This is a genomic window from Gloeomargarita sp., assembly GCF_053491055.1.
Genome location: NZ_JBRCEP010000073.1, coordinates 14,122 through 35,000 on the forward strand (window position 1 = coordinate 14,122; position 20,879 = coordinate 35,000).

At 51.7% G+C, this 20,879-nt stretch carries 21 protein-coding genes and 1 pseudogene (1 of these 22 running past the window's edge); 15 read left to right on the forward strand and 7 right to left on the reverse strand.

The features are described from left to right. Position 1 precedes the first annotated feature (1 nt). Positions 2–532, forward strand: coding sequence for an FKBP-type peptidyl-prolyl cis-trans isomerase (locus tag ACWISF_RS08135; RefSeq protein WP_448381109.1), 531 nt, complete (start codon positions 2–4; stop codon positions 530–532). Here ACWISF_RS08135 and ACWISF_RS08140 read toward each other — a convergent pair. Further along, positions 529–1,749 (reverse strand): GNAT family N-acetyltransferase, encoded by a 1,221-nt coding sequence (locus tag ACWISF_RS08140; protein WP_448381086.1) that lies wholly within the window; start codon positions 1,747–1,749, stop codon positions 529–531. The genes ACWISF_RS08135 and ACWISF_RS08140 overlap by 4 nt on opposite strands. A gap of 118 nt (positions 1,750–1,867) precedes the next feature. Here ACWISF_RS08140 and ACWISF_RS08145 point away from each other — a divergent pair, with 118 nt between their 5' ends. Next, positions 1,868–2,461 carry a DUF3177 family protein gene (locus tag ACWISF_RS08145; RefSeq protein WP_448381087.1) on the forward strand — a complete coding sequence of 198 codons (594 nt, stop codon included), beginning with the start codon at positions 1,868–1,870 and terminating at the stop codon, positions 2,459–2,461. A gap of 3 nt (positions 2,462–2,464) precedes the next feature. Next, complete coding sequence (locus ACWISF_RS08150; protein ID WP_448381088.1) at positions 2,465–2,761, forward strand: DUF7734 family protein; 297 nt, start codon at positions 2,465–2,467, stop codon at positions 2,759–2,761. Positions 2,762–3,091: 330 nt separating this feature from the next. Here ACWISF_RS08150 and ACWISF_RS08155 read toward each other — a convergent pair whose 3' ends face one another. Beyond that, positions 3,092–3,328 (reverse strand): hypothetical protein, encoded by a 237-nt coding sequence (locus ACWISF_RS08155; RefSeq protein WP_448381089.1) that lies wholly within the window; start codon positions 3,326–3,328, stop codon positions 3,092–3,094. A 10-nt stretch (positions 3,329–3,338) separates the two neighbouring features. Next, positions 3,339–3,665, reverse strand: a complete 327-nt coding sequence (locus ACWISF_RS08160) for a hypothetical protein (protein ID WP_448381090.1) — start codon at positions 3,663–3,665, stop codon at positions 3,339–3,341. Positions 3,666–3,965: 300 nt separating this feature from the next. Here ACWISF_RS08160 and ACWISF_RS08165 point away from each other — a divergent pair, with 300 nt between their 5' ends. Then, positions 3,966–5,171: an acetylornithine/succinylornithine family transaminase gene (locus tag ACWISF_RS08165; protein ID WP_448381091.1), complete on the forward strand. Its 1,206-nt coding sequence runs from the start codon at positions 3,966–3,968 to the stop codon at positions 5,169–5,171. On the opposite strand, the gene cobT is transcribed toward ACWISF_RS08165, so the two are convergent. Genes cobT through ACWISF_RS08180 form a run of 3 tightly spaced genes read right to left on the reverse strand, consistent with a single transcriptional unit; the run spans position 5,113 to position 7,039 of the window. Then, complete coding sequence (cobT, locus tag ACWISF_RS08170) at positions 5,113–6,234, reverse strand: nicotinate mononucleotide-dependent phosphoribosyltransferase CobT (protein ID WP_448381092.1); 1,122 nt, start codon at positions 6,232–6,234, stop codon at positions 5,113–5,115. The two genes, ACWISF_RS08165 and cobT, sit on opposite strands and share 59 nt — an antisense overlap. Further along, positions 6,231–6,881, reverse strand: coding sequence for a DUF2232 domain-containing protein (locus ACWISF_RS08175; RefSeq protein ID WP_448381093.1), 651 nt, complete (start codon positions 6,879–6,881; stop codon positions 6,231–6,233). The genes cobT and ACWISF_RS08175 overlap by 4 nt, the downstream gene beginning before the upstream one ends. Beyond that, positions 6,869–7,039: a hypothetical protein gene (locus tag ACWISF_RS08180; RefSeq protein WP_448381094.1), complete on the reverse strand. Its 171-nt coding sequence runs from the start codon at positions 7,037–7,039 to the stop codon at positions 6,869–6,871. Before ACWISF_RS08180 ends, ACWISF_RS08175 begins: the two co-directional genes overlap by 13 nt. A gap of 274 nt (positions 7,040–7,313) precedes the next feature. Between ACWISF_RS08180 and trmFO the strand changes: the two genes are divergently transcribed. From trmFO to cheB, 11 genes and pseudogenes are all read left to right on the forward strand, one after another. After that, the gene (gene trmFO / locus ACWISF_RS08185; protein WP_448381095.1) at positions 7,314–8,651 is read left to right on the forward strand and encodes an FADH(2)-oxidizing methylenetetrahydrofolate--tRNA-(uracil(54)-C(5))-methyltransferase TrmFO; all 1,338 of its coding nucleotides are present in this window, start codon (positions 7,314–7,316) and stop codon (positions 8,649–8,651) included. Between the two features lie 48 nt (positions 8,652–8,699). Beyond that, the gene (mtnA, locus tag ACWISF_RS08190) at positions 8,700–9,734 is read left to right on the forward strand and encodes an S-methyl-5-thioribose-1-phosphate isomerase (protein ID WP_448381096.1); all 1,035 of its coding nucleotides are present in this window, start codon (positions 8,700–8,702) and stop codon (positions 9,732–9,734) included. Positions 9,735–9,796: 62 nt separating this feature from the next. Then, on the forward strand, positions 9,797–10,390 hold the full coding sequence (locus tag ACWISF_RS08195; RefSeq protein ID WP_448381097.1) for a peroxiredoxin: 594 nt from the start codon (positions 9,797–9,799) through the stop codon (positions 10,388–10,390). A gap of 470 nt (positions 10,391–10,860) precedes the next feature. Beyond that, positions 10,861–11,336: pseudogene (locus ACWISF_RS08200) on the forward strand (RNA-guided endonuclease TnpB family protein); the annotation flags it as partial. A gap of 294 nt (positions 11,337–11,630) precedes the next feature. Next, positions 11,631–12,983 carry a CheR family methyltransferase gene (locus tag ACWISF_RS08205; RefSeq protein ID WP_448381098.1) on the forward strand — a complete coding sequence of 451 codons (1,353 nt, stop codon included), beginning with the start codon at positions 11,631–11,633 and terminating at the stop codon, positions 12,981–12,983. Positions 12,984–13,086: 103 nt separating this feature from the next. After that, a complete protein-coding gene (locus tag ACWISF_RS08210) occupies positions 13,087–14,208 on the forward strand; it encodes a response regulator (protein ID WP_448381099.1) in 1,122 nt (373 codons plus the stop codon). Continuing rightward, a complete protein-coding gene (locus ACWISF_RS08215) occupies positions 14,205–15,206 on the forward strand; it encodes a chemotaxis protein CheW (RefSeq protein ID WP_448381100.1) in 1,002 nt (333 codons plus the stop codon). The genes ACWISF_RS08210 and ACWISF_RS08215 overlap by 4 nt, the downstream gene beginning before the upstream one ends. Before the next feature lie 12 nt (positions 15,207–15,218). After that, entirely contained in the window at positions 15,219–16,574 is a 1,356-nt protein-coding gene (locus tag ACWISF_RS08220) for a methyl-accepting chemotaxis protein (protein ID WP_448381101.1), read from the forward strand. Positions 16,575–16,577: 3 nt separating this feature from the next. Next, a complete protein-coding gene (locus ACWISF_RS08225; protein ID WP_448381102.1) occupies positions 16,578–18,782 on the forward strand; it encodes a hybrid sensor histidine kinase/response regulator in 2,205 nt (734 codons plus the stop codon). After that, positions 18,779–19,189, forward strand: coding sequence for a response regulator (locus ACWISF_RS08230; protein ID WP_448381103.1), 411 nt, complete (start codon positions 18,779–18,781; stop codon positions 19,187–19,189). Before ACWISF_RS08225 ends, ACWISF_RS08230 begins: the two co-directional genes overlap by 4 nt. Next, complete coding sequence (cheB, locus tag ACWISF_RS08235; RefSeq protein WP_448381104.1) at positions 19,186–20,247, forward strand: chemotaxis-specific protein-glutamate methyltransferase CheB; 1,062 nt, start codon at positions 19,186–19,188, stop codon at positions 20,245–20,247. The genes ACWISF_RS08230 and cheB overlap by 4 nt, the downstream gene beginning before the upstream one ends. A gap of 379 nt (positions 20,248–20,626) precedes the next feature. On the opposite strand, the gene bchI is transcribed toward cheB, so the two are convergent. Further along, positions 20,627–20,879: the final stretch of a magnesium chelatase ATPase subunit I gene (bchI, locus tag ACWISF_RS08240; protein WP_448381105.1), read on the reverse strand. Its footprint extends 848 nt past the window's final position; the window shows 253 of its 1,101 coding nt (coding positions 849–1,101); the start codon falls outside the window, past its right edge; the stop codon is at positions 20,627–20,629.

Here is a 20,879-nt window from a genome sequence, read left to right on the forward strand (position 1 = left end):
TATGCCTGCGATTTTGGCCAGCTTAGTCGTATTTATCCTCAGTGCGCTGGTGCTGTTGGGCGCTTGGGTGCTCGAGAGTCGCCAGACCCCGCCTGCCCTGGCCCAGACGGAACCCCTGCCGGCGGCATCGCCCGCTTTTGCCGCAGCGCCAGAGGAAGGGACGCCGCGACCCAGCACGACCCTGGATGATTGGATCATCACCCCTTCGGGACTGCGCTACCAGGAACTACAACCGGGCAAGGGAGCCAGTCCGCGGCGGGGCCAGACCGCGGTGGTGCACTACGTGGGGCGGCTGGCCGATGGGCGGCAATTCGACAGCTCCTACGACCGCAACCAACCCTTTCGCTTCCGGGTAGGTGTAGGGCAGGTGATCAAAGGCTGGGATGAGGGGGTGGCCACCATGCGCGTCGGCGGCAAACGGCGGCTGGAAATTCCCCCGGAGTTGGGGTATGGGGCACAGGGGGCCGGTGGGGTGATTCCCCCCAATGCCACGCTGTATTTCGACGTGGAATTGCTGGCCATTCAACCCTAGACCTCTTCCGATTCCTGCTTTTTTTCTCCCGGCGAAAGGGTCATCCCGGCGACCTGCACCTGGGGGGGTGCGATTTTGAGGGGAATGTTTTCGTTGATGGCCTGAATCTCCTGCCAGGTGTACTCATTGGTTTGGCGGATGTATTCCGGCAAAACGGCTGCCAGGCGCCGGGTGTAAAACCGGTGCAGGCTGAAATTGGGAGTAGCCCAAAAACCCCGCCGCTTCTTGTGCCGTCCCCCTGCGCCAGGGTCAAACGTCTGCACGCCCTGTTCGATCGCCCAAGCAATCGGGGTGTAATAACAGGTTTCAAAATGGAGACAATCTACTTCTTGCCAACTCCCCCAGTACCGTCCGTACAATTGCTGGTTTTTGACCACACAAAAAGCCATGCCCACCGGTTCACTGGCACCCCGTTCGGTACAGGCCACACTAAAAAGCAACCGATGACGGTAGTCCCGCTGGAGACCCAAGAAAAATTGGCGGGTGAGGTATTTACTCCCCCAGAGAAACCGGTCGCAGGTATTGCTGTACAGGTCATACATCATACTGAAAAAGTGTTCCGGGATGGCCGCCCCCTGGAAGATGTGCATGTGTAGCCCCGCCTTTTGCACCGCTTGGCGTTCCCGCTTAATGTTGCGCCGCTGGTTGGCGTTGAAATGGGCCAGATAATCCTCAAACGAGCGGTAGGCGTGGTTTTGCCACAGGTAATGGTGATGTAGCCAGCGGTAGCAGCCCAGGGAAATCATATCCTCGCTCCACTGGGGGTCAACAAAGAGAAAATGGCAACTAGAAATCCCTTGTTGCAGGCAAAACTGGTCAATGGCTTCTAAAAAAAGTTCATTCACGCCGGTTTCCCCTGGGGCCGCCAAAAACCGATAGCCCACCGCCGGGGTAAAGGGGGTCATCCCCACCAGCTTGGGGTAGTAGGGTTCCCCCACCCGATAGGCCAACTCTGCCCATTGGTGGTCAAAGACAAACTCCCCGTAACTGTGGCCTTTGAGGTACAGGGGGGCTGCCGCCACCAGGGTATTCCCTCGCCAGAGCGTCAAATGGTGGGGCAACCAACCGGTCGCCGCCATGGCACTGCCCGAGGATTCCAAATGGTTGAGCCACTCCCACTCCAAAAACGGGGTCGCCAGGGGCAACGCCAACGCATTCCACTGCTGGGCAGGCACTTCCCCCACCCCCCGCAGCCACCGCAGCGTATAACCGGACATTGAAGGAACTTTTTTATACTTTTTTAATGTTTACACTCCTTAATATTACCGTGTGGGGTGGGCAAGGGGGACAGGCGGGCAATTGCTTTACACTAAGAGATACGGTTCTGTGAGGGTCATGTCGGCAACCTGGTTAACGACGTTGGTGTGGATGTACTACCGGCTGGCGGTACTGGTTTATGTGGTGGTGCCGCTGGGGTTGTTGGTGTGGGCGTGGAGCCAACGGGCGCGCGCGATTGTCACCCTGTTGCGGATTTATTGGCAGGTGGCGAGTTTGTTGATGATCACGGTCTATTTGCTGATTGCGGCCCTGCCGGTGGGGTTTTGGACCTCCCTGGTGGCGCAGGTGTTGCTGCCGGTGAGCCTGTGGTTTTGGCTGGATGTGAATGAGGAAATTGAGGAGCGTCCGGGCTGGCTGGCGCGGGTGACGAATCTTTGGCGGTGGGTGGTCACCTGGGCGGCGGGGCTGGGAGCGGTGGCGATGGTGCCTTTTTTGGGGTGTGGGTTGAAGTCCATGAATGCCCTGCTGGCGGATGCCCAATGCCGGGTGTGGCTGGAAGCGCCTTGGGGTTATCGGGAGTTATTGCATCCGGGGACACCCCCGGCGGATTTGGGGTTTTGGGGGATGGTGGGTTTGATTGTGTATGGTTTTTGTCTGGCCTATTTTCTGCTGGTGCGGTTAGCCAAACAGGGGCGCACAGCCCTTTCGTAAGCGATGGCCACTCCCCAAGAGCGTTTGGAAAACTACAGCCGTTCCCACCCCCGCGAGGTGTTGCGCTTAACCGTGCGAGACCAGCAGGGCGAGGCGGAACTGTTAATTTACAAAGGCTTTACCAGTTCCCTGACCCGTCCGACTGCTTTTGACCCGGATGTACCAATGCTCGACCCAACTGCCGAAATTTTGTGGGTCGATCGCATCCAAGCCCCCTACCATCCCCAGAACATCCGTTATTTGGAGCAACACCTGACCTGGGCAGAATTTGAGGCCCGATTGACCGCCGGGGGGTACTGAGAAATCAACCGGAGAAACAAACCTCAATGCCAAGTGATGGTTCGTCTTAAATGGAGGCATAAATTCGATGCACGAATCTGATTCTTAAAAAATTCTAAAGTTGCGTTATCTCAGAGGGATTGAATGTTAAGAAAAAGGTGGTAAAGATGATATTTGGCAAAACAAGAATAAATGATGTTTTTAGGGAATGACAAATTCAGGAGCGACCTTGCTAGATGAAGCTATGAATCAGAGTTGGATGGATACCTTGTGGAGAGTTTCACTTTACTAATGTTCGCAGGGGACATAATCTAAGCAAACCTCTCTCCCTGAAAGGATTTTGGGCGTTGCTCACCATGCGACATCATTATTTACTTGAAACTCTCTTTGCATCATCATAGCCTGCTCTTCTCGCAGTTCGTTAATCGCTTGGGTATTGGCAGCGACCTGCTGTTCTAAACGACTCATAAGCTCCTGCAACTCCCGAAAGGCGCGGGCGTTTTCTTCCGCCTGTTTATCCAACATTTCATCAGTCCAACGTTGCACCATCAGCGGGGCCTCCCAACTCATAAATGCCGGTTTATTCATCCTAAACCAATTAACGATGCCCATCCATCGGCGGTGGATTGAGCAAAATATCCAAAATCCGCCGGGTATCCTGACGCAATTCTTCAATGTTGGTTTGCTGTTGCATGATAATCTGCATCATCATAGCCTGCCCCTCTCGCAGTTCGTTAATCGCTTGGACGTTGGCGGCAATTGCTTGGGTATTGGCAGCGACTTGGTGTTCCAGGCGGTCCACTTGCATCTCCAAACGACTCACGGCAACTCCTAAATCGTTGACAATCTCCCGCAACTCCCGAAAGGCGCGGGCGTTTTCTTCCGCTTGTTTATCCAACATTTCATCAGTCCAACGTTGCACCATCGGCGGGGCCTCCCTAAATCATAAATTCCAGTTTACTCAAGAGGTGTTGGGGCGGTTTTAGCTCCGTAATTCTGCAGTAACGAAGCTCGTTCATCGCTTGGTGCGCTGCAGTGATCATGCCATGATTTGCTTAGGAGTTTCATTGGGTAATTCCTTTTTTCAATGCCCAAATAGCAGTATCCCAATGGTATCTCTGACTCCCATCCCTTCCACTTCGCTGAGAAACATACCCAGGATTCTGGAGTGACAAGAATTGAATTTGCTACTATAACTAAAATTGTTGCTTGTGAATCTCCGACCATGACGACGTTGCTGGAGGTTTCTCCCCTGACACAGGCCTTGATGCCCACCTATAGCCGTTTTCCGGTGACGTTGGTGCGGGGGTCGGGCTGTTGGGTGTGGGATGACCAGGGGCGGGAGTATTTGGATTTTGTCGCGGGAATTGCCACCTGTACGCTGGGGCACGCCCACCCCCGGCTGGTGGCGGCGATTGGGGAGCAAATCCAGCAATTGCACCACGTTTCCAACCTGTATCACATTCCCTGGCAAACGGAATTGGCGCAGGTGCTCACGCAGCGCTCCTGTGCGGATCGGGTGTTTTTTGCCAATTCGGGGGCAGAGGCCAATGAGGGGGCAATCAAGCTGGCACGCAAATACGCCCATACGGTGAAGGGCTACCCATGCCCAGTTATCGTCACGGCGCAGGCCAGTTTTCATGGCCGTACCCTGGCGACCCTGACGGCCACCGGCCAACCCAAGTACCAAAAACATTTCGACCCGCTGGTGCCGGGGTTCGTCTATGTGCCCTACAACGACCTGGAGGCGTTGACCAGAACGGTTTGGGAGTTGGAACAGGTGGCGGCGATTCTGCTGGAACCGATCCAGGGGGAAGGGGGTGTGCGTCCAGGGGAATGGGATTATTTCCAAGGGGTGCGCCGCCTGTGCGATGAACGGGGGATTCTGCTGATTCTCGATGAGGTGCAGTCGGGGATGGGACGTACCGGGCGTTGGTGGGGGTACGAACACCTGGGGGTCGAACCGGATATTTTTTCTTCAGCCAAAGGATTGGGGGGCGGCATTCCCATCGGGGCAGTGTTGTGTAAAGAGCCGTACAGTGTTTTTCAACCGGGCGACCATGCCAGTACCTACGGGGGCAATCCTTTGGCCTGTCGGGCGGCGCTGACGGTGTGCCAGGCAATTGAAGAACTGGGGCTGCTGGCCCAGGTGCAACAACGGGGAGAACAGTTGCGGCAGGGGTTGCAGGCCTTGGTGGCGACTTACCCGGAGTGGTTCCAGGAGGTGCGGGGCTGGGGTCTGTTGCAGGGCCTGGTGTTGCAACCGACGGCTCCGTTCCAAGCGATGGATGTGGTGCAGCGGGCGTTGGCGCAGGGGTTGCTGCTGGTGCCTGCAGGCACCCAGGTGGTGCGGTTTGTGCCGCCACTGATTGTCAGCGAAGCGGAGGTGAATCTGGCGCTGGAACGTTTGGCGGCGGCGTTGCGCGACTGAGGAGGGTTTCGACGGCCTGCAGTACCTGGGCATTGTGCCAACGGCGATACCAATGGGCGGCTAGGGCACATCCCCCGGCAGCAACGCCTTCCTTGACAAAGCCCTGTTCATACACCCGCAGGACGTGGTACTGGGACTGGCGAAAATCTAAAGCGGCGGTTACCAAAGGAGCGCCTAATTCCTGGGCCAGGGCGATGACTTGGGCGCTTGGGTCCTGCACTACCCAGCCGGTGGTGCCCACCAATACCTGGGCAGGGTGCCACGGGAGGTTTTCGTAGGCGGCGATGGCTTGGCTCAAGGCCCACACGGCCAACATTTGCGTTCCCCCGGCCAGCAAAATCGGCACCTGGTCATGTACTGCCAGGGTCATGGCCGCTACTGCCACCTGCATCGGGTCGCCCACCGCAGCCAAGACGTCCCAGGGGTTGCTCAAAGCGCCGGCGCGGCTTAACCCCTGCTGCACAACCTGCCATTTTTGTTCGTGGTTGCACCGGGGATGGCTGCTGCTGACGCGCCCCTGCGCCCGATACCCCAACCCGGTGAGTACGGCCAGAGCCGTGGTCGTGCCCCCCACCACACATTCCCCGAACAGGTAATAAGGCGGTGGTTCCCTCCGCAGGTGGGCGGTGGCCCAGTCCCAAGCCCGTTGCCAGAGGTGAAAAACGGCATCCCGGTCCATGGCGCGCCCTGTAGAAACACAGCGGGCCAGGGTCTGCCCCAGCGATACCGCCGGAACCGTCAGAGGTACGGGTAAACCGGTGGAAACCAGCGTGACGGGAATGGCTAACGCCTGGGTGATGGCGCGGGACAGATATACGGGCGAAGCCCCTTGGGTCAGGGGAGGCAAGGGATAAACAGGCGGCGATGCGCCCCCCCGCAGGAGAAATTCCGCATCGGCGGCAGCGGTGGTGCGACGGGCAGCGGGGGTGGCCCCTGCCGCGGAAATGCCGGGGATCAAGGCCGTTTCCGTAAACCCCACCACGCAGACCAAGGCGGGCCGTTGCCCTTGCACCCTGGCTGCCCATGCCTGCACCCAATCCGGGCAGGTGTGGCTCTGCATCATGCGTCCAAACCCAACCACGTCTGCAACCAAGCGGGCGGGGGCGGTACGGGGGTAGTCAGCCGCGCCAACAACGCCCAGGCCACCAACTGCACCACAAAGGTATAAATCGCCGAATTGACCATCACCAGAACCACCGTCGCGCCCCGAATCCAGGTCACCTCCGGCTGTACCAGAATGCCCAAGCGTTCCACCAGCCATTCCAGCACTTGCGTGGCCTGGTTGGTGAGGTACACCCAGAGGTTTTCCCCCAGCAACACCGACAGGATGGCAACTTGCCCGAAAAACCCGACTGTACCCACCACCATCCCCTGCGCCACCGTGGTTCCCCAGCCGGTGCCCCGCCGCCAGTGGTCGCCCAACAGTACCGCCAGCAGGCCATACCGGCAGATGTAGGCCAACCCCCGGGGCGGCCCCATCAACACCGACAGGAGCAAAAACGTCGTCGCCAACCCCATCCAGCCCCAGCGCGGTCCCCAGCGGCGGGTCGCCAAGGCCAGAGGAATCGGCAAAAACAAACGCAGGACGGGCGTGAGACCCAAATAAAAACTCGCCAGCCAACCCAAACTGGCCGTACTGGCCAAAAACGCCGTTTCCACCAGCGCCAACGGTAATTCCGACCGCACCTGGGGCGTCTTCATGTCCGCCATCCCAGGGCATCCCGCCGGGGCAACCACACCAGGCGTACCCCCAGCCAGGCTCCCCAGGTCAGCCATACCCGCAGGTTCTTTTGGCGCCGGCGCATCAACCCATCCCAGAGCAGCAACCTCGCTTGCGCCAGCCCCAGCGCCCCCCCGTTAAGCAGCATCCCTCATGAACATCCAGCAGCGTTACCTTTTCCCATCCGTTCTGCCCAGTGACGGTGCGACCCCCGGCGCTGAATTCAGGCTGAACTTGGTTGCCCTGGGGCGCCACCTCCCACGCCCATCCCGCTTTTCTATAGTAACGGGAGCCAGAGCAGGTGCAGGGCGACCCCTACGACCTGGGGGCCTCATGGTCATCGTTCCCGCTGCAACGACCCGCGCTGCCCCAGGGCATGGCTTACAATGAACGGCAGATGCGTGTTTGCCCACAACCTTTGCATGACCAGCCTGCACGTTATTGGCGGTGGTCTCGCCGGCACTGAAGCCGCTTGGCAGATTGCCCAGATGGGGTTGCCCGTCACCCTTTGGGAGATGCGCCCGGTCGTGCAAACCCCTGCCCACCACACCGGGGAATTGGCGGAACTGGTCTGCAGTAATTCCTTTGGCGCGCGGGCGGTGGACCGGGCCACAGGCTTGCTCCAGCAGGAATTGCGGGAGCTGGGTTCCCTGGTGATGCAGGTGGCAGATGCCCAAGCCGTGCCTGCAGGCGGGGCTTTGGCGGTGGACCGAGTGCAGTTTAGTCGAGCGTTGACCCAGCGGCTGAACCAGCATCCTTTGGTGACCCTGCAGCGGGCCGAAGTCCGGGAGATTCCCCCTGGCATTGTGGTTGTGGCGACAGGGCCGCTGACAAGTCCCCCCTTGGCCGCCCAACTGCAACGCCTGACCGGCCAAGCCTACCTGAGTTTTTTTGACGCCGCCAGCCCCATCGTCCTGGGAGAAAGCATCAACCGGGAGATTGCCTTTCTTGCCAGCCGCTACGACAAGGGGGAAGCGGCCTACCTGAATTGCCCAATGGACCAGGCGGAATACGAGACGTTTTGGCAGGCCCTCGTCACGGCAGAACAGGCCCCCTTGAAAGCCTTTGAGCAGGAAGAAAAACGGTTTTTTGAAGCCTGTTTACCCATAGAAGAACTGGCGCGGCGCGGGAAAGATACCCTGCGGTTTGGGCCGTTGAAACCGGTGGGCCTGCGCGACCCCCGCAACCCAACCCGGCGTCCCTATGCGGTGGTGCAACTGCGTCCCGAAGACCGCTCTGGGCAGTTGTGGAATATGGTTGGGTTCCAGACCAACCTGCGTTGGGGTGAACAGCAACGGGTGTTTCGCCTCATTCCCGGTTTGGCGCAGGCAGAATTTGTGCGCTACGGCGTGATGCACCGCAATACGTTTCTCAATGCCCCAAAGATTCTCCACCCCACCTTGCAGTTTCGCGCCCATCCCCACCTGTTTGCCGCCGGTCAACTTACGGGCACCGAAGGCTACATTGCGGCAGTTGCGGGGGGGTGGCTTGCCGGGGTGAATGCGGCCCGTTTGGCCCAGGGGCTGCCCTTGCTCACCCCGCCGCCGACAACCATGATGGGGGCATTGTTTCACTTCATCAGCAGCGCCGAGGCCCAATTTTTTCAGCCCATGCCCGCCAACTTTGGCATTTTGCCCCCCCTGGCGACCCCGGTGAAACCAAAGGCCGCCCGCTACCAAGCCTACAGTCAACGGGCGCTGGCGGATTTGGCCGCTTGGCAGGCGGAATGGTTGCCCCAGCGCCAACGGCTGTACCGCTAGGTCCGGGTTCGTCCTAGACTGGGAAATGTTCCTCCTGCGTTGGCGTGTATGGCGATCGTGCCGGTAGCTTGGGCCTACGACCATGTGCGTTTGATTGACCAAAACCGCTTGCCCACGGAGTTTGCCTATGTGGAAATCCGGCGGGCGATGGATATGGTAACGGCAATCCAAACCATGATGGTGCGCGGTGCCCCGGCCATCGGCGTGGCGGCTGCATTTGCGCTGGCCTTGGCCGCCCAGGAAATTGACACGCAAGAACGGCAGGTCTTTTTGGACTACCTGGAAACCGTCGCCGATGCCCTGCGCCAGACCCGTCCCACGGCCATCAATCTGTTTTGGGCGATTGACCGGATGCTCAGTACGGCCCGGCAGACCGTCGGCCCGGTGAGCTTTCTCAAGGAAAAAATGGTGGAAGCGGCACAGGCTTTGGCCGTCGATGAATACCAAACCTGCGTCGCCATCGGGGAAAAAGGCTTGGCCTGCCTGCCTGCCGCACCCCAACGCCTGACCCTGATGACCTACTGCAACGCGGGTGCTCTAGCCACCGCCGGCTATGGCACAGCCTTGGGTATTGTACGGTCTGCCCACCGTGCCCACCGCTTGTTGCAGGTGTACGTCTGCGAAACCCGCCCCCGCTTGCAAGGCGCCCGCCTCACCGCCTGGGAATGCGTCCAAGAAGGAATTCCTGCCACCTTGATTACCGACAATATGGCAGGCTTTTGTCTGTACAATGGCTTAATTGATGCCGTGGTAGTAGGCGCCGACCGCATTGCCGCCAACGGGGACACCGCCAACAAAATCGGCACCTACAGCCTGGCCGTTCTCGCCCATGTCCATCAAGTTCCCTTCTACGTGGCTGCCCCCTTATCGAGCATTGACTGGAGCATCAGCGACGGCACGCACATCCCCATCGAAGAGCGCAGCATCGAGGAAGTGTACAGAATTGGCGACCAATGGCTGACCGCCCCCGGTATCGAAGTGTTTAACCCCAGTTTCGACGTCACCCCCGCCCGCTACATTACCGGCATCATCACCGAACGGGGCATGGTGCCCCCCGACCAACTCCACCAACTCCGTCCTTAAACTCAAAATCGTTATGAGTATGATATAGTCATGGATGATGATGCAGTTTGGGAGTGAAACCTATGGAAGGTTGTTTGCAGGTGGGGCAAATGGCGCCCGATTTTGAGGCCACCGCCGTGGTGGACATGGAATTTAAGACCATCAAGCTTTCGGATTATCGGGGCAAAAAGTATGTGGTGTTGTTTTTCTACCCCTTGGATTTCACCTTTGTTTGCCCGACGGAAATCACGGCCTTTAGCGACCGTTACGAGGAATTTGCCAAGTTGGACACGGAAATTTTAGGGGTGTCAGTAGATAGTCAGTTTTCCCATCTGGCTTGGATTCAAACCGACCGTAAAGACGGGGGTTTGGGCGAATTGAAGTATCCGTTGGTGGCGGATTTGAAAAAGACCATCAGTGCCGCCTACAACGTGCTAACGCCGGAAGGGGTGGCCTTGCGGGGTTTATTTATCATTGATAAAGAGGGGGTCATTCAGCACGCCACGATCAACAATTTGGCGTTTGGGCGGAATGTGGATGAAACCCTGCGCATCTTGCAGGCGATTCAGTACGTGCAAAGCCACCCAGACGAAGTGTGTCCTGCCAACTGGCAACCGGGGCAAAAGACCATGCATCCCGACCCGGTGAAGGCCAAGGAATACTTCGCTGCCCTCTAAATTCACATTGGGTAACTGTACTGCAGGGAGGAAAGCCCCTTCGGCAACTTGCTGTGCGTTAGTTTTGCGGACACCGGAAACGGCTTGATAAGGCACGGGTAACCGTTGCTCTTTAGTCAGAGGTAGTTTGCCAACTTTTGGGGTAAGCACCGCCAGTCCTGGCACGCCGGGACTGGTGGTGTATTTCGTCATTAGGCGAAAAATAAAAATAGGTTTAGGACACCCATAACCGGAGCGAGTCTGCGCCAGTGAACGAACAAAGTTCCGAGGCTTCCTTGGCGGAAACAGTAATGCCCGTCACCTGCTGGATGGGATTGCAGAACTTGAATCCGGTGGTGGTATGAAGCGTTCCCAAAAGACTGGGGAACGTTACCGAAAAAAGCGCCGTAAAGCCCTGCCCAATGCCTCCGGCACGGCTACACCTAGCAGGGCGGCTTTTATCTCTCTAATTTTGTGATAAAAATGAAAACATGTTAGTCCGAGAAGCCAAGCTACGCAACGGCACACCAGAGCAGTATCGAGCGCTGGATAAGGTGATTCGCACTGCCCAGTTTGTGCGAAACAAATGTCTGCGCTATTGGATGGACAATCGAGGGGTAGGTAAAAATAAACTCTATGCGTTGTGCAAAGATTTAGCGAAAGAGTTTGCCTTTGCCAAGCGGCTCAATTCTGCGGCAAGACAAGCTAGTGCCGAGCGGGCATGGTCTGCCATTGCTAATTTCTATAAACGGTGCAAAGGGGGAGAAAAGAAGAAGGGCTACCCGAAATTCAAGAAAAATTGCCGCTCCGTTGAGTACAAGCAATCGAGCTGGAAACTATCAGAGAAGATGGGATGTCCATCACCTTCACGGACGGGTTTGGCGCGGGAACGTTTGCCCTGTACTGTGATGGTGAGCTAAGGGAACTAATTCTAAATTCCAAAATCAATCGAGTACGGGTGATTCGCTAAGCGGATGACTACTACGTTCAGTTTTGCTTAGATTTAGGCAGAGGAGTATGTCAAAGACCCCGAAATTCTGCTCGAACAACCTTTGAAGGAGCACCGTAGTCAAGGGCAACATATGATGTTATATTATAGCTAAGCAGGCAAAGGTTGACATGATATGGGTCGCTGAGCGTAGCCCCACAATAGCGCCGCCATGAACCTTCAGGCAACAACCTTAGCCTACCTAGCCATGGTGGGGAATCAACCTGATGGGACGAACGATAGGGAACAACGGCAACATTGACTTTTAAAATAATGAATGACAAATTCTTGCAAAATCTTACTTCCGTAATTTTGCATAAAACAGGGATAAAAGTCCGGCCAGAAGATAGCCCTAGATTGCTACAACAAATTACGAAAAGAATGCAAGTATTGAGGCTAAAAAATGAATTTGAGTACTTGCAGTTGCTGAGTAGTGCAAGTAGAGAGGCTAAGTTGGAATGGGATAGGCTGTTTAGTCTGATCACCACAGGGGAGAGTTATTTCTTCCGCGACCAGGGACAAATCAAAACAATTCAGGAGTACATTTTACCCGATTTAATTAACAAAATGCAAGACCAGAGGACATTAAATATCCTCAGTGCAGGATGTGCGACCGGGGAAGAAGTGTACTCTCTAGCCATAATCATCCGGGAAAATTTTCCAGAATTAACCAACTGGCAGGTTAACTTAGTGGGCATTGACCTAAATAAAGAAGCCATTAGTAAGGCTCTGCAAGGCATTTATCCAGCATGGTCATTTCGCGGTGTGCGACCTCAATACCGCTCAATCTATTTCCGTCAGCAAGAAGCAGGATGGCAGATCATTGATAGCCTCAAACAAAAAGTAAAGTTTCGCCAGTGCAACCTGGTAGAAGATCATCTTTCTTTCTTTGCAGTTGGGACAGTTGACTTAATTATTTGCCGCAATGTTTTCATTTACTTTGATAAAGGCAAAATATCATTAGTTCTGTGCAAATTTATCGAGCTATTAAGACCAGGGGGCTATCTACTTACAGGCCATACAGAGTTACAGGAGCAAGACATTGCACCCCTAATTGTACACAGTTATCCAGAATCCTTGGTATATCAAAAGCCGGAGAATGGTTCGATGCCGGTAAGCACGCTAAATTTACCTGCTCCTTCTCTAGAAAACCTTAAGGAACGAGCTAGGGAGAACTTTACTCAAGGGCGATACCGAGAAACAATTGAATATCTCACTGATTGGTTAAACTTTCAGCCCCAGGATGAAGAGGCAGAGCTTTTACTGGCAAAGACCTACATGAATCAGGGACAATATGAAAAAGCAGAAGAAATATGCTACGGAGTTCTGGAACGGAACCATCTTGCTGTATTATTTCTGCAAATTTTAGCACAAATTAATCGGGCGCGAGGACGAAAAGATGAAGCGAAGGAGTGCCTAAGAAGAGCGGTACTGGTTGATCCTAACTTTATTCCTGGCTATCTCGATTTAATCGACTTGCACCTGGCCGATCAGGAGTATTCTTCCGCGGAGAAACTACTCTCTTTTGTTAAATCATTGGATACCGAAGTGATAACTCTTTATCAAACTCAAATTTACTCAACAGAAAACCTAATTAAAATTAATCAGAATTCCCACCAAAGTTAACCTCTGCTTAAACAATATGTATCCTGGGTTACAGAAGTTAGGGGGGAAAGGTACAGCACTATATGTACAAAATGTTCAGGGTTGAGTGATTAGGGGTTGTGTCATGTCGGACGTTACCTTTTTGCTTCAGGAACAGACTGGCAGCCTGGATAGGCTTCTGCTTGAGCTAAAAAGGCAGGAGTGTACGGGTGCAGTGAAGCTTTGTACCAAGGTAACCGAAAACGGCAAGGAGTTGGAATGCTTTTTATTGTTAAACGAGGGACGCATTACTTTAGCAGAGCGATCTATCTTTGGTAGTGATAGTTGGGTTTATCGCCTACTGCGGTATCTAAAAATTAAATGTATCGAGCAAGTGATGCAGTATGCTGCTAACCGCGTAGATATTGGTAGCAGTTCACCCTATGAGGTCTTAGAGGCAATCGTGGCGACTCGGGTTGTGACATGGGAAAACCTAGAGAAAGCGATTACTGACCGCACAGTGATCTGCTTAGAGCAATTCGCAGCCTATCCCTGTACCGTCATGCCATTGCCCCTAGAATTTGACATGAACTTTGCCGCTACTTGCCAAGGGACTGATTGTGATGTAGTTTGGCAGAAGATAGAGCAAAGAAAACATTTGTGGATGAATTACCTACCGACCTTGCATTCTGTACATGCAATTCCCTACATCAGAGAGGGAGCACTCTCCCTTATCCGCCATGAACCAACAAAACAGCATCTACAGAAATTTGTTGATGGTCAACGCTCCTTTGCTGAGATTGCCGAAATATTGGCAAAGGACCCTTTGCTTCTTGCGCCACTTTATGTACGTTGGGTGAAAGAGGGACTCATTGATTTCAATTTCGGCTTGTGCAAACTGGAGAAGTTGCCGGTTATCCTCAGTGTGGACGATAGTCCAATTGTGCAAACCATGATCCGTCGTACTTTGTGTGAGAGTTATGAAGTTATCTGTGCGAATAGTGCCATAGAAGCCCTTAGTATTTTACACAATCACACTGTTGATTTAATTTTGTTAGATATAACCATGCCTGAGATTGATGGCTTTGAGTTTTGTCACACAATCCGCAAGATGAACAAGTTCAAAAATACCCCGGTCATTATGCTGACTGCCAAAGATGGATTGATTGACCAAGTAAGGGGGCGTATGGTGGGAGCAAACCATTATCTAACGAAACCTGTGGATAGAGAAGAGCTGTTAAAGACGATCAAAAGGTATATTCCATGATTCGCTACTTGCATTTGAGATTGCAGAGTCAGTTTTTTGGACTCCCATTATCAGTGGTAGAGGAGATTTTGCCGCTCCCAGAGTTAACCTGTATTCCCGATGCTCCAGGAGACGTTTTAGGTGTTGTTAATTGGCGAGGTAAAACGTTACCGGTAGTGCATTTAGCGAAAAGGCTGGGTATGAGTCAGCCAAAGTGTTATATAAGTGATCATCTCGTGGTCATTAGCCACGATAACTTAACTGTGGGAATTGTCGTAAATCAAGTGCAAGATACGATTGAGATAGATGAAGGACAAATAGACAGGACTTTGCAACAGTTTCAGCCGCCTCTTTCCTTTTTCTTGCAGGGTGTCGCTCTTTTCGATGGTATGCTCATTCCCCTCATTGACCCTGCTCACTTGATCCGGTCACCAGAGGCAGTGGGACAATTGGCAAAGGTCAATATAGATGAGATTGAAGGGGCGAGTTTAGAAGACTTTTATACCCGCTTCGTGGTTGATGTCAGCTCTAAAGAACGGTTAGTGTTTCAGCAAAGGCGCTTAGATTTACTAACAGTCAGTCAGCAAGTGTTAGACACGCAAACAACTTCTCTTGCACTAGTAGAAATAGGACGGGAAACTGTTGCGATTCCTCTAGCTCAAATCCAGGAGTTTATTCATATCTCTGATCCGGTTCCTGTACCCTTTAGCCCTGCATTTGTGATCGGTAATGTTAGTCTAAGGGGGGAAATTTTAACCTTAATTGATATTTCTGGGATACTAGGTTTATCGTCACAATGCAGGGACGGTAAACAGGCTTTGGTGTTCCAGTGGAGACAGAATAGGTTAGGTATTAGTGTTAGCCAAGTGCGGAACATAGTTAATGTGGACCGATTGGCTTTACCAAGCACATCTACTCGCTCAAGCAGGTCGGGTGTAATGGGCACTATAGTAGTTGCAGAAAAACCTGCAACTTTGCTTGACTTGCGAGAAATTATATGTGATACTTTGGCCAAGTGAAGGGGTGCAGCGATGAAGATCAGGACACAACTTTTTATTCTTGCAGGCTTTGTAGTACTGCTAGAAATCCTAGAAATAGGCACAGTACTTGTAGTCACTGGCTCAGACAAGGTGGCGAAGTTGGTGAATCAGGCGGGCTTGGTGAGGGGTGGTACTCAAAGATTATTCAAACTTAAATTGGCTGGGGGTAGTCCAGAAATCATCAATCAAGTAAAACAGAAAACCAGACAAAGAGTTTCTGCACTTGTCAATGGTGATGCAGAGCTTGGACTAGAAAAGTTTACCGACCCTGAGTATCAAGCGCTTGCTCGGAAATTGGAGGCAGAGTGGCAAAAGGTTGAACAACTACTGGCACAGCCAAACCCAAATCGCCAAGAGCTTCTGAGTTTTAGTGAAGATTTCTTCAAGCTATCTGATGAAGTTGTGAGTGCGGCTGAGGCAATAGGTAGCAGAGAAAAATCTCTCGAGACAGTGGTAGAAATTGTTGCTATCGTTACTGGTCTGATAGCAATTGTACTATCAATATCTATCGTAATTCAGGTAACTAAGTTTTTGAATAAGACTTCAACAGACCTAGCGACTTCTTCTACAGAGATTGCCGCTTCCATTGCTGAGCAAGAAAAAGTTATTTCTCAGCAGGCAACCTCAATTAACCAAGTGACGACCACCATGGAGGAGCTAGGAGCCTCATCCCGGCAGTCGGCGGAGCAGGCTATTACTTCCGCATCTGCGGCGCAAAAAGCTTTAGAAGTTTCCAACAGTGGGCGTGAGATTGTCCAGCGTAATTTAGAAGGGATTAACACCCTCAAAGAGAATGTTTCTGCTATTGCTCAGAAGATTATGGAGCTAACCGAGCAAACGAATCAGATTGCGACTATATCTGATTTGGTTGCAGACATTGCCAATCAAACCAACATTCTTGCTTTGAATGCGGCTGTGGAAGCGGCTCGTGCGGGAGAGCAGGGCAAAGGTTTTAGTGTGGTGGCACAGGAAGTGCGCAAGTTGGCAGACCAAAGTAAAAAGTCTGCCGAGAAAATTAGCAGTCTTATTCGTGATATTCAATCTTCTATTAACAGTACGGTTATGGTGACAGATGAGGGTACCAAGGCGGCTACAGAGAGTATTCGTCTTTCCAAGAATACTGCTGAAGCGTTTCAGGATATTCTTAATGCTATCCAGTCTATTTCCGTCAATAGTCAGCAGATTGCGCTCAGTGCCAAACAGCAGGCGGTGGGAGTACAACAGGGGGTATCTGCCATGAATGCCATCAATCTGGGTGCGCGGGAAGTGGCGAGCAGTGTCCATCAAATTCGCTCTGCGATCCAGCAACTGACAAACTTAGCTCAATCACTCAAGGAACAAGTCTGAATTATGATGATAGAGGATGAAGAACTGCGCTCTTTATATCAAGCATCCAGTGAGAAACACCTGGCCAAACTGGAGTCAGGTCTGCTGTTCTTAGAAAAACATCCTCAAGATAAGAGTAGGTTGCCGGAAATGCTGCGAACGGCCCATTCCTTGAAGGGTGATTCCCGGATGTTGGGTGTGAAGGATGCGGAAAGACTGACCCACAGCTTTGAAGAAATTTTAAGTAGAGTACACAAGGGACAGCTTACACTTTCCCCTGCAATTTTGGAAACCCTTTTCAAGGGACTAGATGGCATAAAGCGAATTGCTACTGAGGCGGTTACCGGTCAACCGGCTCAGGTGAGTGTCTTCCATCTGCTGGCTGAGATGATGACGGCGATGGAAAGTCAAGCCATTCCAGAAGGACAAAGTTTAGAGAATACATCTTCAGTTGCGTCCCCAGCGTCAGAAGAAAACTTGAGTGACTTGATTGATTCGACGCCCGAAAACCGTAACTTTGAGCAGGAGAATTTGGAGATTCCAGCCCCACCAAGCCCCTCTGAACCTTCTTCTGATTTGTTTGAATCGGAACTACAGTCAGATACGATTCATGTGAAAGCTTCCAAGTTGGATACTTTAGCCCAATATGCCGGTGAACTGACATTAATTCAGCAACGTTTAGAAAGACAAATAGGGTTTGTCTCTAGTGCGGGTGACCTGTGGGGAAGTACTCTGCAAAAGGGGAAAAGTCCGGTTAATTTGGATAGGCTTGGGGAAGTAATAACTAAGCTGCAAAACAACTTAGAGCATGAAATATCTCGTTTGGGGACGGTTACTAACCTTCTTGAACAAAATATCAAGGAGTTACAATTAGTGCCTTTTTCTATTATCTTTAACCTTTTTCATCGTACAGTTAGGGATATTGCTAAACAACAGAATAAGGAAGTTGATTTTGTAATTACCGGGGGAGAGGCATTAGTTGATCGGAAGATATTAGAAGAGATTAAAGACCCAATTACGCATCTATTGCGAAATGCAATTGATCATGGGATAGAAACCCCAGAAGAGAGAATGAGATGTGGTAAACCGCCTCAAGGCAAGCTGCATCTTCGAGCAGCAGTAGCAGGCAACGAAATTATAATTGAGGTGGGGGATGACGGTAGAGGATTGAATTTGGAAGCGATTGGTGCCGTAGCCGTAAGCAAAGGGCTGATTACACCAGCCGAGTTAGCGGCAATGACACCGAGTGATATTGAGCAATTCATCTTTCGTCATGGTTTTTCTACTAAGTCAGGTACCGAAGTTAGTGAAATTTCTGGTAGGGGTATCGGTTTGGATGTCGTTCGAGAGACGGTTGAGAGGTTACAAGGGCAGATAAAAATTCAGTCACAACCGGGTCTAGGCTGCACCTTCAAACTCTTTTTAAGAACTAAGCGAAGCATTATTTCAGTCTTAGTGATTAAAGAAGATAATTACTATTATGCCTTGCCTACTGATGCGGTAATCACCACTCTTTTGGTGAAAAGGGACGACATTTTTTTGGTTGAGGATAGACCGGCAATCTTGTGGCAGGATCAAGTAGTGAAGATTATCTTTTTGGCGGACATACTCCAAGGCAGCGCCTCAGAAATACCGCAAAGTTGTACCTGTGTTATCCTACGAATTGACGAACAAATTCAAGGTTTAGTCGTAGGTAGTATTGTTGACTACCAAGAAGTTCATATCAAACCCCATCCTTTCGTCATTCCCCAACTATTGGGAGTAACCATGTTAGAAGATGGTACTATTTGTCAAGTTTTGCATCCCGCTCATCTTTTATCTCCAAAGAATCAGGTTTCTTTTGCTCCTCGTCTTTTTGAAGAGAAGGAACCGGCTAAGTTATTGTTGGTGGAAGATTCTATTCCAATTCGCACACAATTGCGGCGAATTTTGGAAGGTGCAGGATATCGAGTAACCGTTGCGGTTGATGGTCAAGACGGGTTAGAAAAATTGCAACAAGACTCGTTTGATGCTATTATTTCAGACGTGGAAATGCCCAATCTTTCTGGTATAGAAATGACCGAGGCGATTCGAGCTACTATGCCGAATATTCCCATTATTTTAGTGACCACTCTTGCGAAACCATCTGACCGGGAAAGGGGTTTACGGGCAGGGGCTAATGCCTACATTACTAAAGGTGAATTTGACCAAAGTTTACTACTGAACACATTGAGGAGGTTAATTCGATGAAGAAAATCCGTGTTGTACTCATAGAAGATTCGATTGTGGCTTTGGAAATTCTGAAGCGATTGATAAATTCATCCAATGAGGTAGAGGTGGTAGGAACTGCCGCTGATGGAATTGAAGGTCTGCAAGTTATTGCTAAAACTCAACCAGATGTCATTTGTACAGACCTAAAAATGCCGAATATGGATGGCTTAGAATTTACGAAGGCAGTTATGGAGCGTTACCCCCGTCCTGTTTTAGTGATCAGCAATGCGGTGCAACCCACTGATGTTGATAATATCTTCAACTTGATGCAGGCAGGCGCCCTGGATTTTTTCCCGAAGCCTACTGCAGGGACGGCAGAAGACTACGAGAAATTGAAAGATACGCTGATTACTAAAATCAAAGTCCTTGCTACTAAACGAGTATGATCGATGTTTTCTTAGTAGAAGACTCCCCAATTGCTTTGCAAATTTTAACCAAAATTATTTCCGATGCACCAGACCTCAGAGTTGTGGGTACAGCAGACAACGGCAGGGATGCTCTTTTAGCAATACCGCAAGCAAATCCTGATGTTGTCTGCACTGATCTTTACATGAAAGGGATAGACGGGTTGGAGCTGATTCAACAGCTCATGAGCCGTTTTCCTAAACCTATATTGGTAATCAGTGTGGCAGTAGGAGCGGACAATCCAGAAAATGTTTTTCAACTGTTGCAGGCAGGGGCTATCGATGTTTTCCCCAAACCGACTACAGGATTACCAAGTGACTATAACAAAGATGAACTTATCAATAAGATTCGCGTCTTGGCCGGTGTAAAAGTTGTTACACGTACATCTCATTCTCTTGTTGTTAATTCCGCTTCCCCCACACCGAGTCGTAAGGGTGTTAACGCTCCAACTCAGCCGACAACGCCAATCAACATAGTCGCAATTGGTGCTTCTACTGGTGGTCCCCAGGCGATTTTTAAGATTTTGCGTGTTTTACCCAAGGATTTTCCTGTACCAATCATCTGTACACAGCATATCAGCGCCGGTTTTTTAGATGGTCTGGTTAGTTGGATGAATAAAGAATGTCAGTTGACAATTAAGATTGCCCAGCAAGGAGAAGCTTTACAACCAGGAGTAGTTTACTATGCTCCCGATGGGTTTAATTTAGAAGTTGACCGCCAACAGAGGATTTATCTTTCACCCCCCTATGCGAAAGAGCTACACTGTCCATCGGTTAATGTGATGTTTCGCTCGGTGGCCTTGCATTACGGCAGCAGCAGTTTAGGTGTTTTGCTTACAGGAATGGGGGAAGATGGCGCTCAAGGAATGCTTGCTATTATTCAAGCCGGCGGAATTACAGTCGTCCAAGATGAAACTAGTTGTGCTGTATTTGGAATGCCGAAAGCGGCGATTGATTTGGGAGCGGCTCAGTACGTTTTGGAGGTTGAAAAGATTGGAGATTTCATTAGAACTATTGCCGGAATCGCTGATCGTTCGTAATGCTTTGTATCATCAGATGCACATTTTGGCACCAACCCTGAAAATCTTACTCTCTAGGTCGTGTTGGTCTTTGGTTAAGTTTGCGATATTTGTATTTGTAAAGTAGGGATCGTAGGGCACTGCTCCTGTCCTTGGTTCTGGGGAATCTCTGTGGAGATTGCTAGGGTGCCGCAAAGGGTTGCATTTTCTTGTGAAACGACTATGAGCCAGAAGAGGGCGCAGACAAAGTAGAGAAAGCTCAAATTGACCGGGCCAATAACCGTAGGGTTTTCCGCTAGGTTGCGCCCTTTGCTTCCAGACATGGAACCCGGTGATTCCTAGAGGATGAGGCTGGTGCTACCTTCCCCCACAAACCCCCAGCCCACCATCCGGCTTCGGTTCATTCTTCCTCCCAGCGAAAGACCTCTTTGGCCACTTGCAGGACGCGATGGCCCGAATCCACCGGCTCTAGGGGGTCCTTGCGCAAGCGATGGCGCAGACACAGCACCAGCACCCGCCGAATATCGGCCACCGTCACCAGCGTGCGTCCTTCCCAGGCCGCCAGCGCCTTGGCCGCCCGGTTGGTGACAATGTCCCCCCGCAGACCGTCTATATCTAGCGTGGCGCACACCTGGGAAATCCCCACCCGCAGG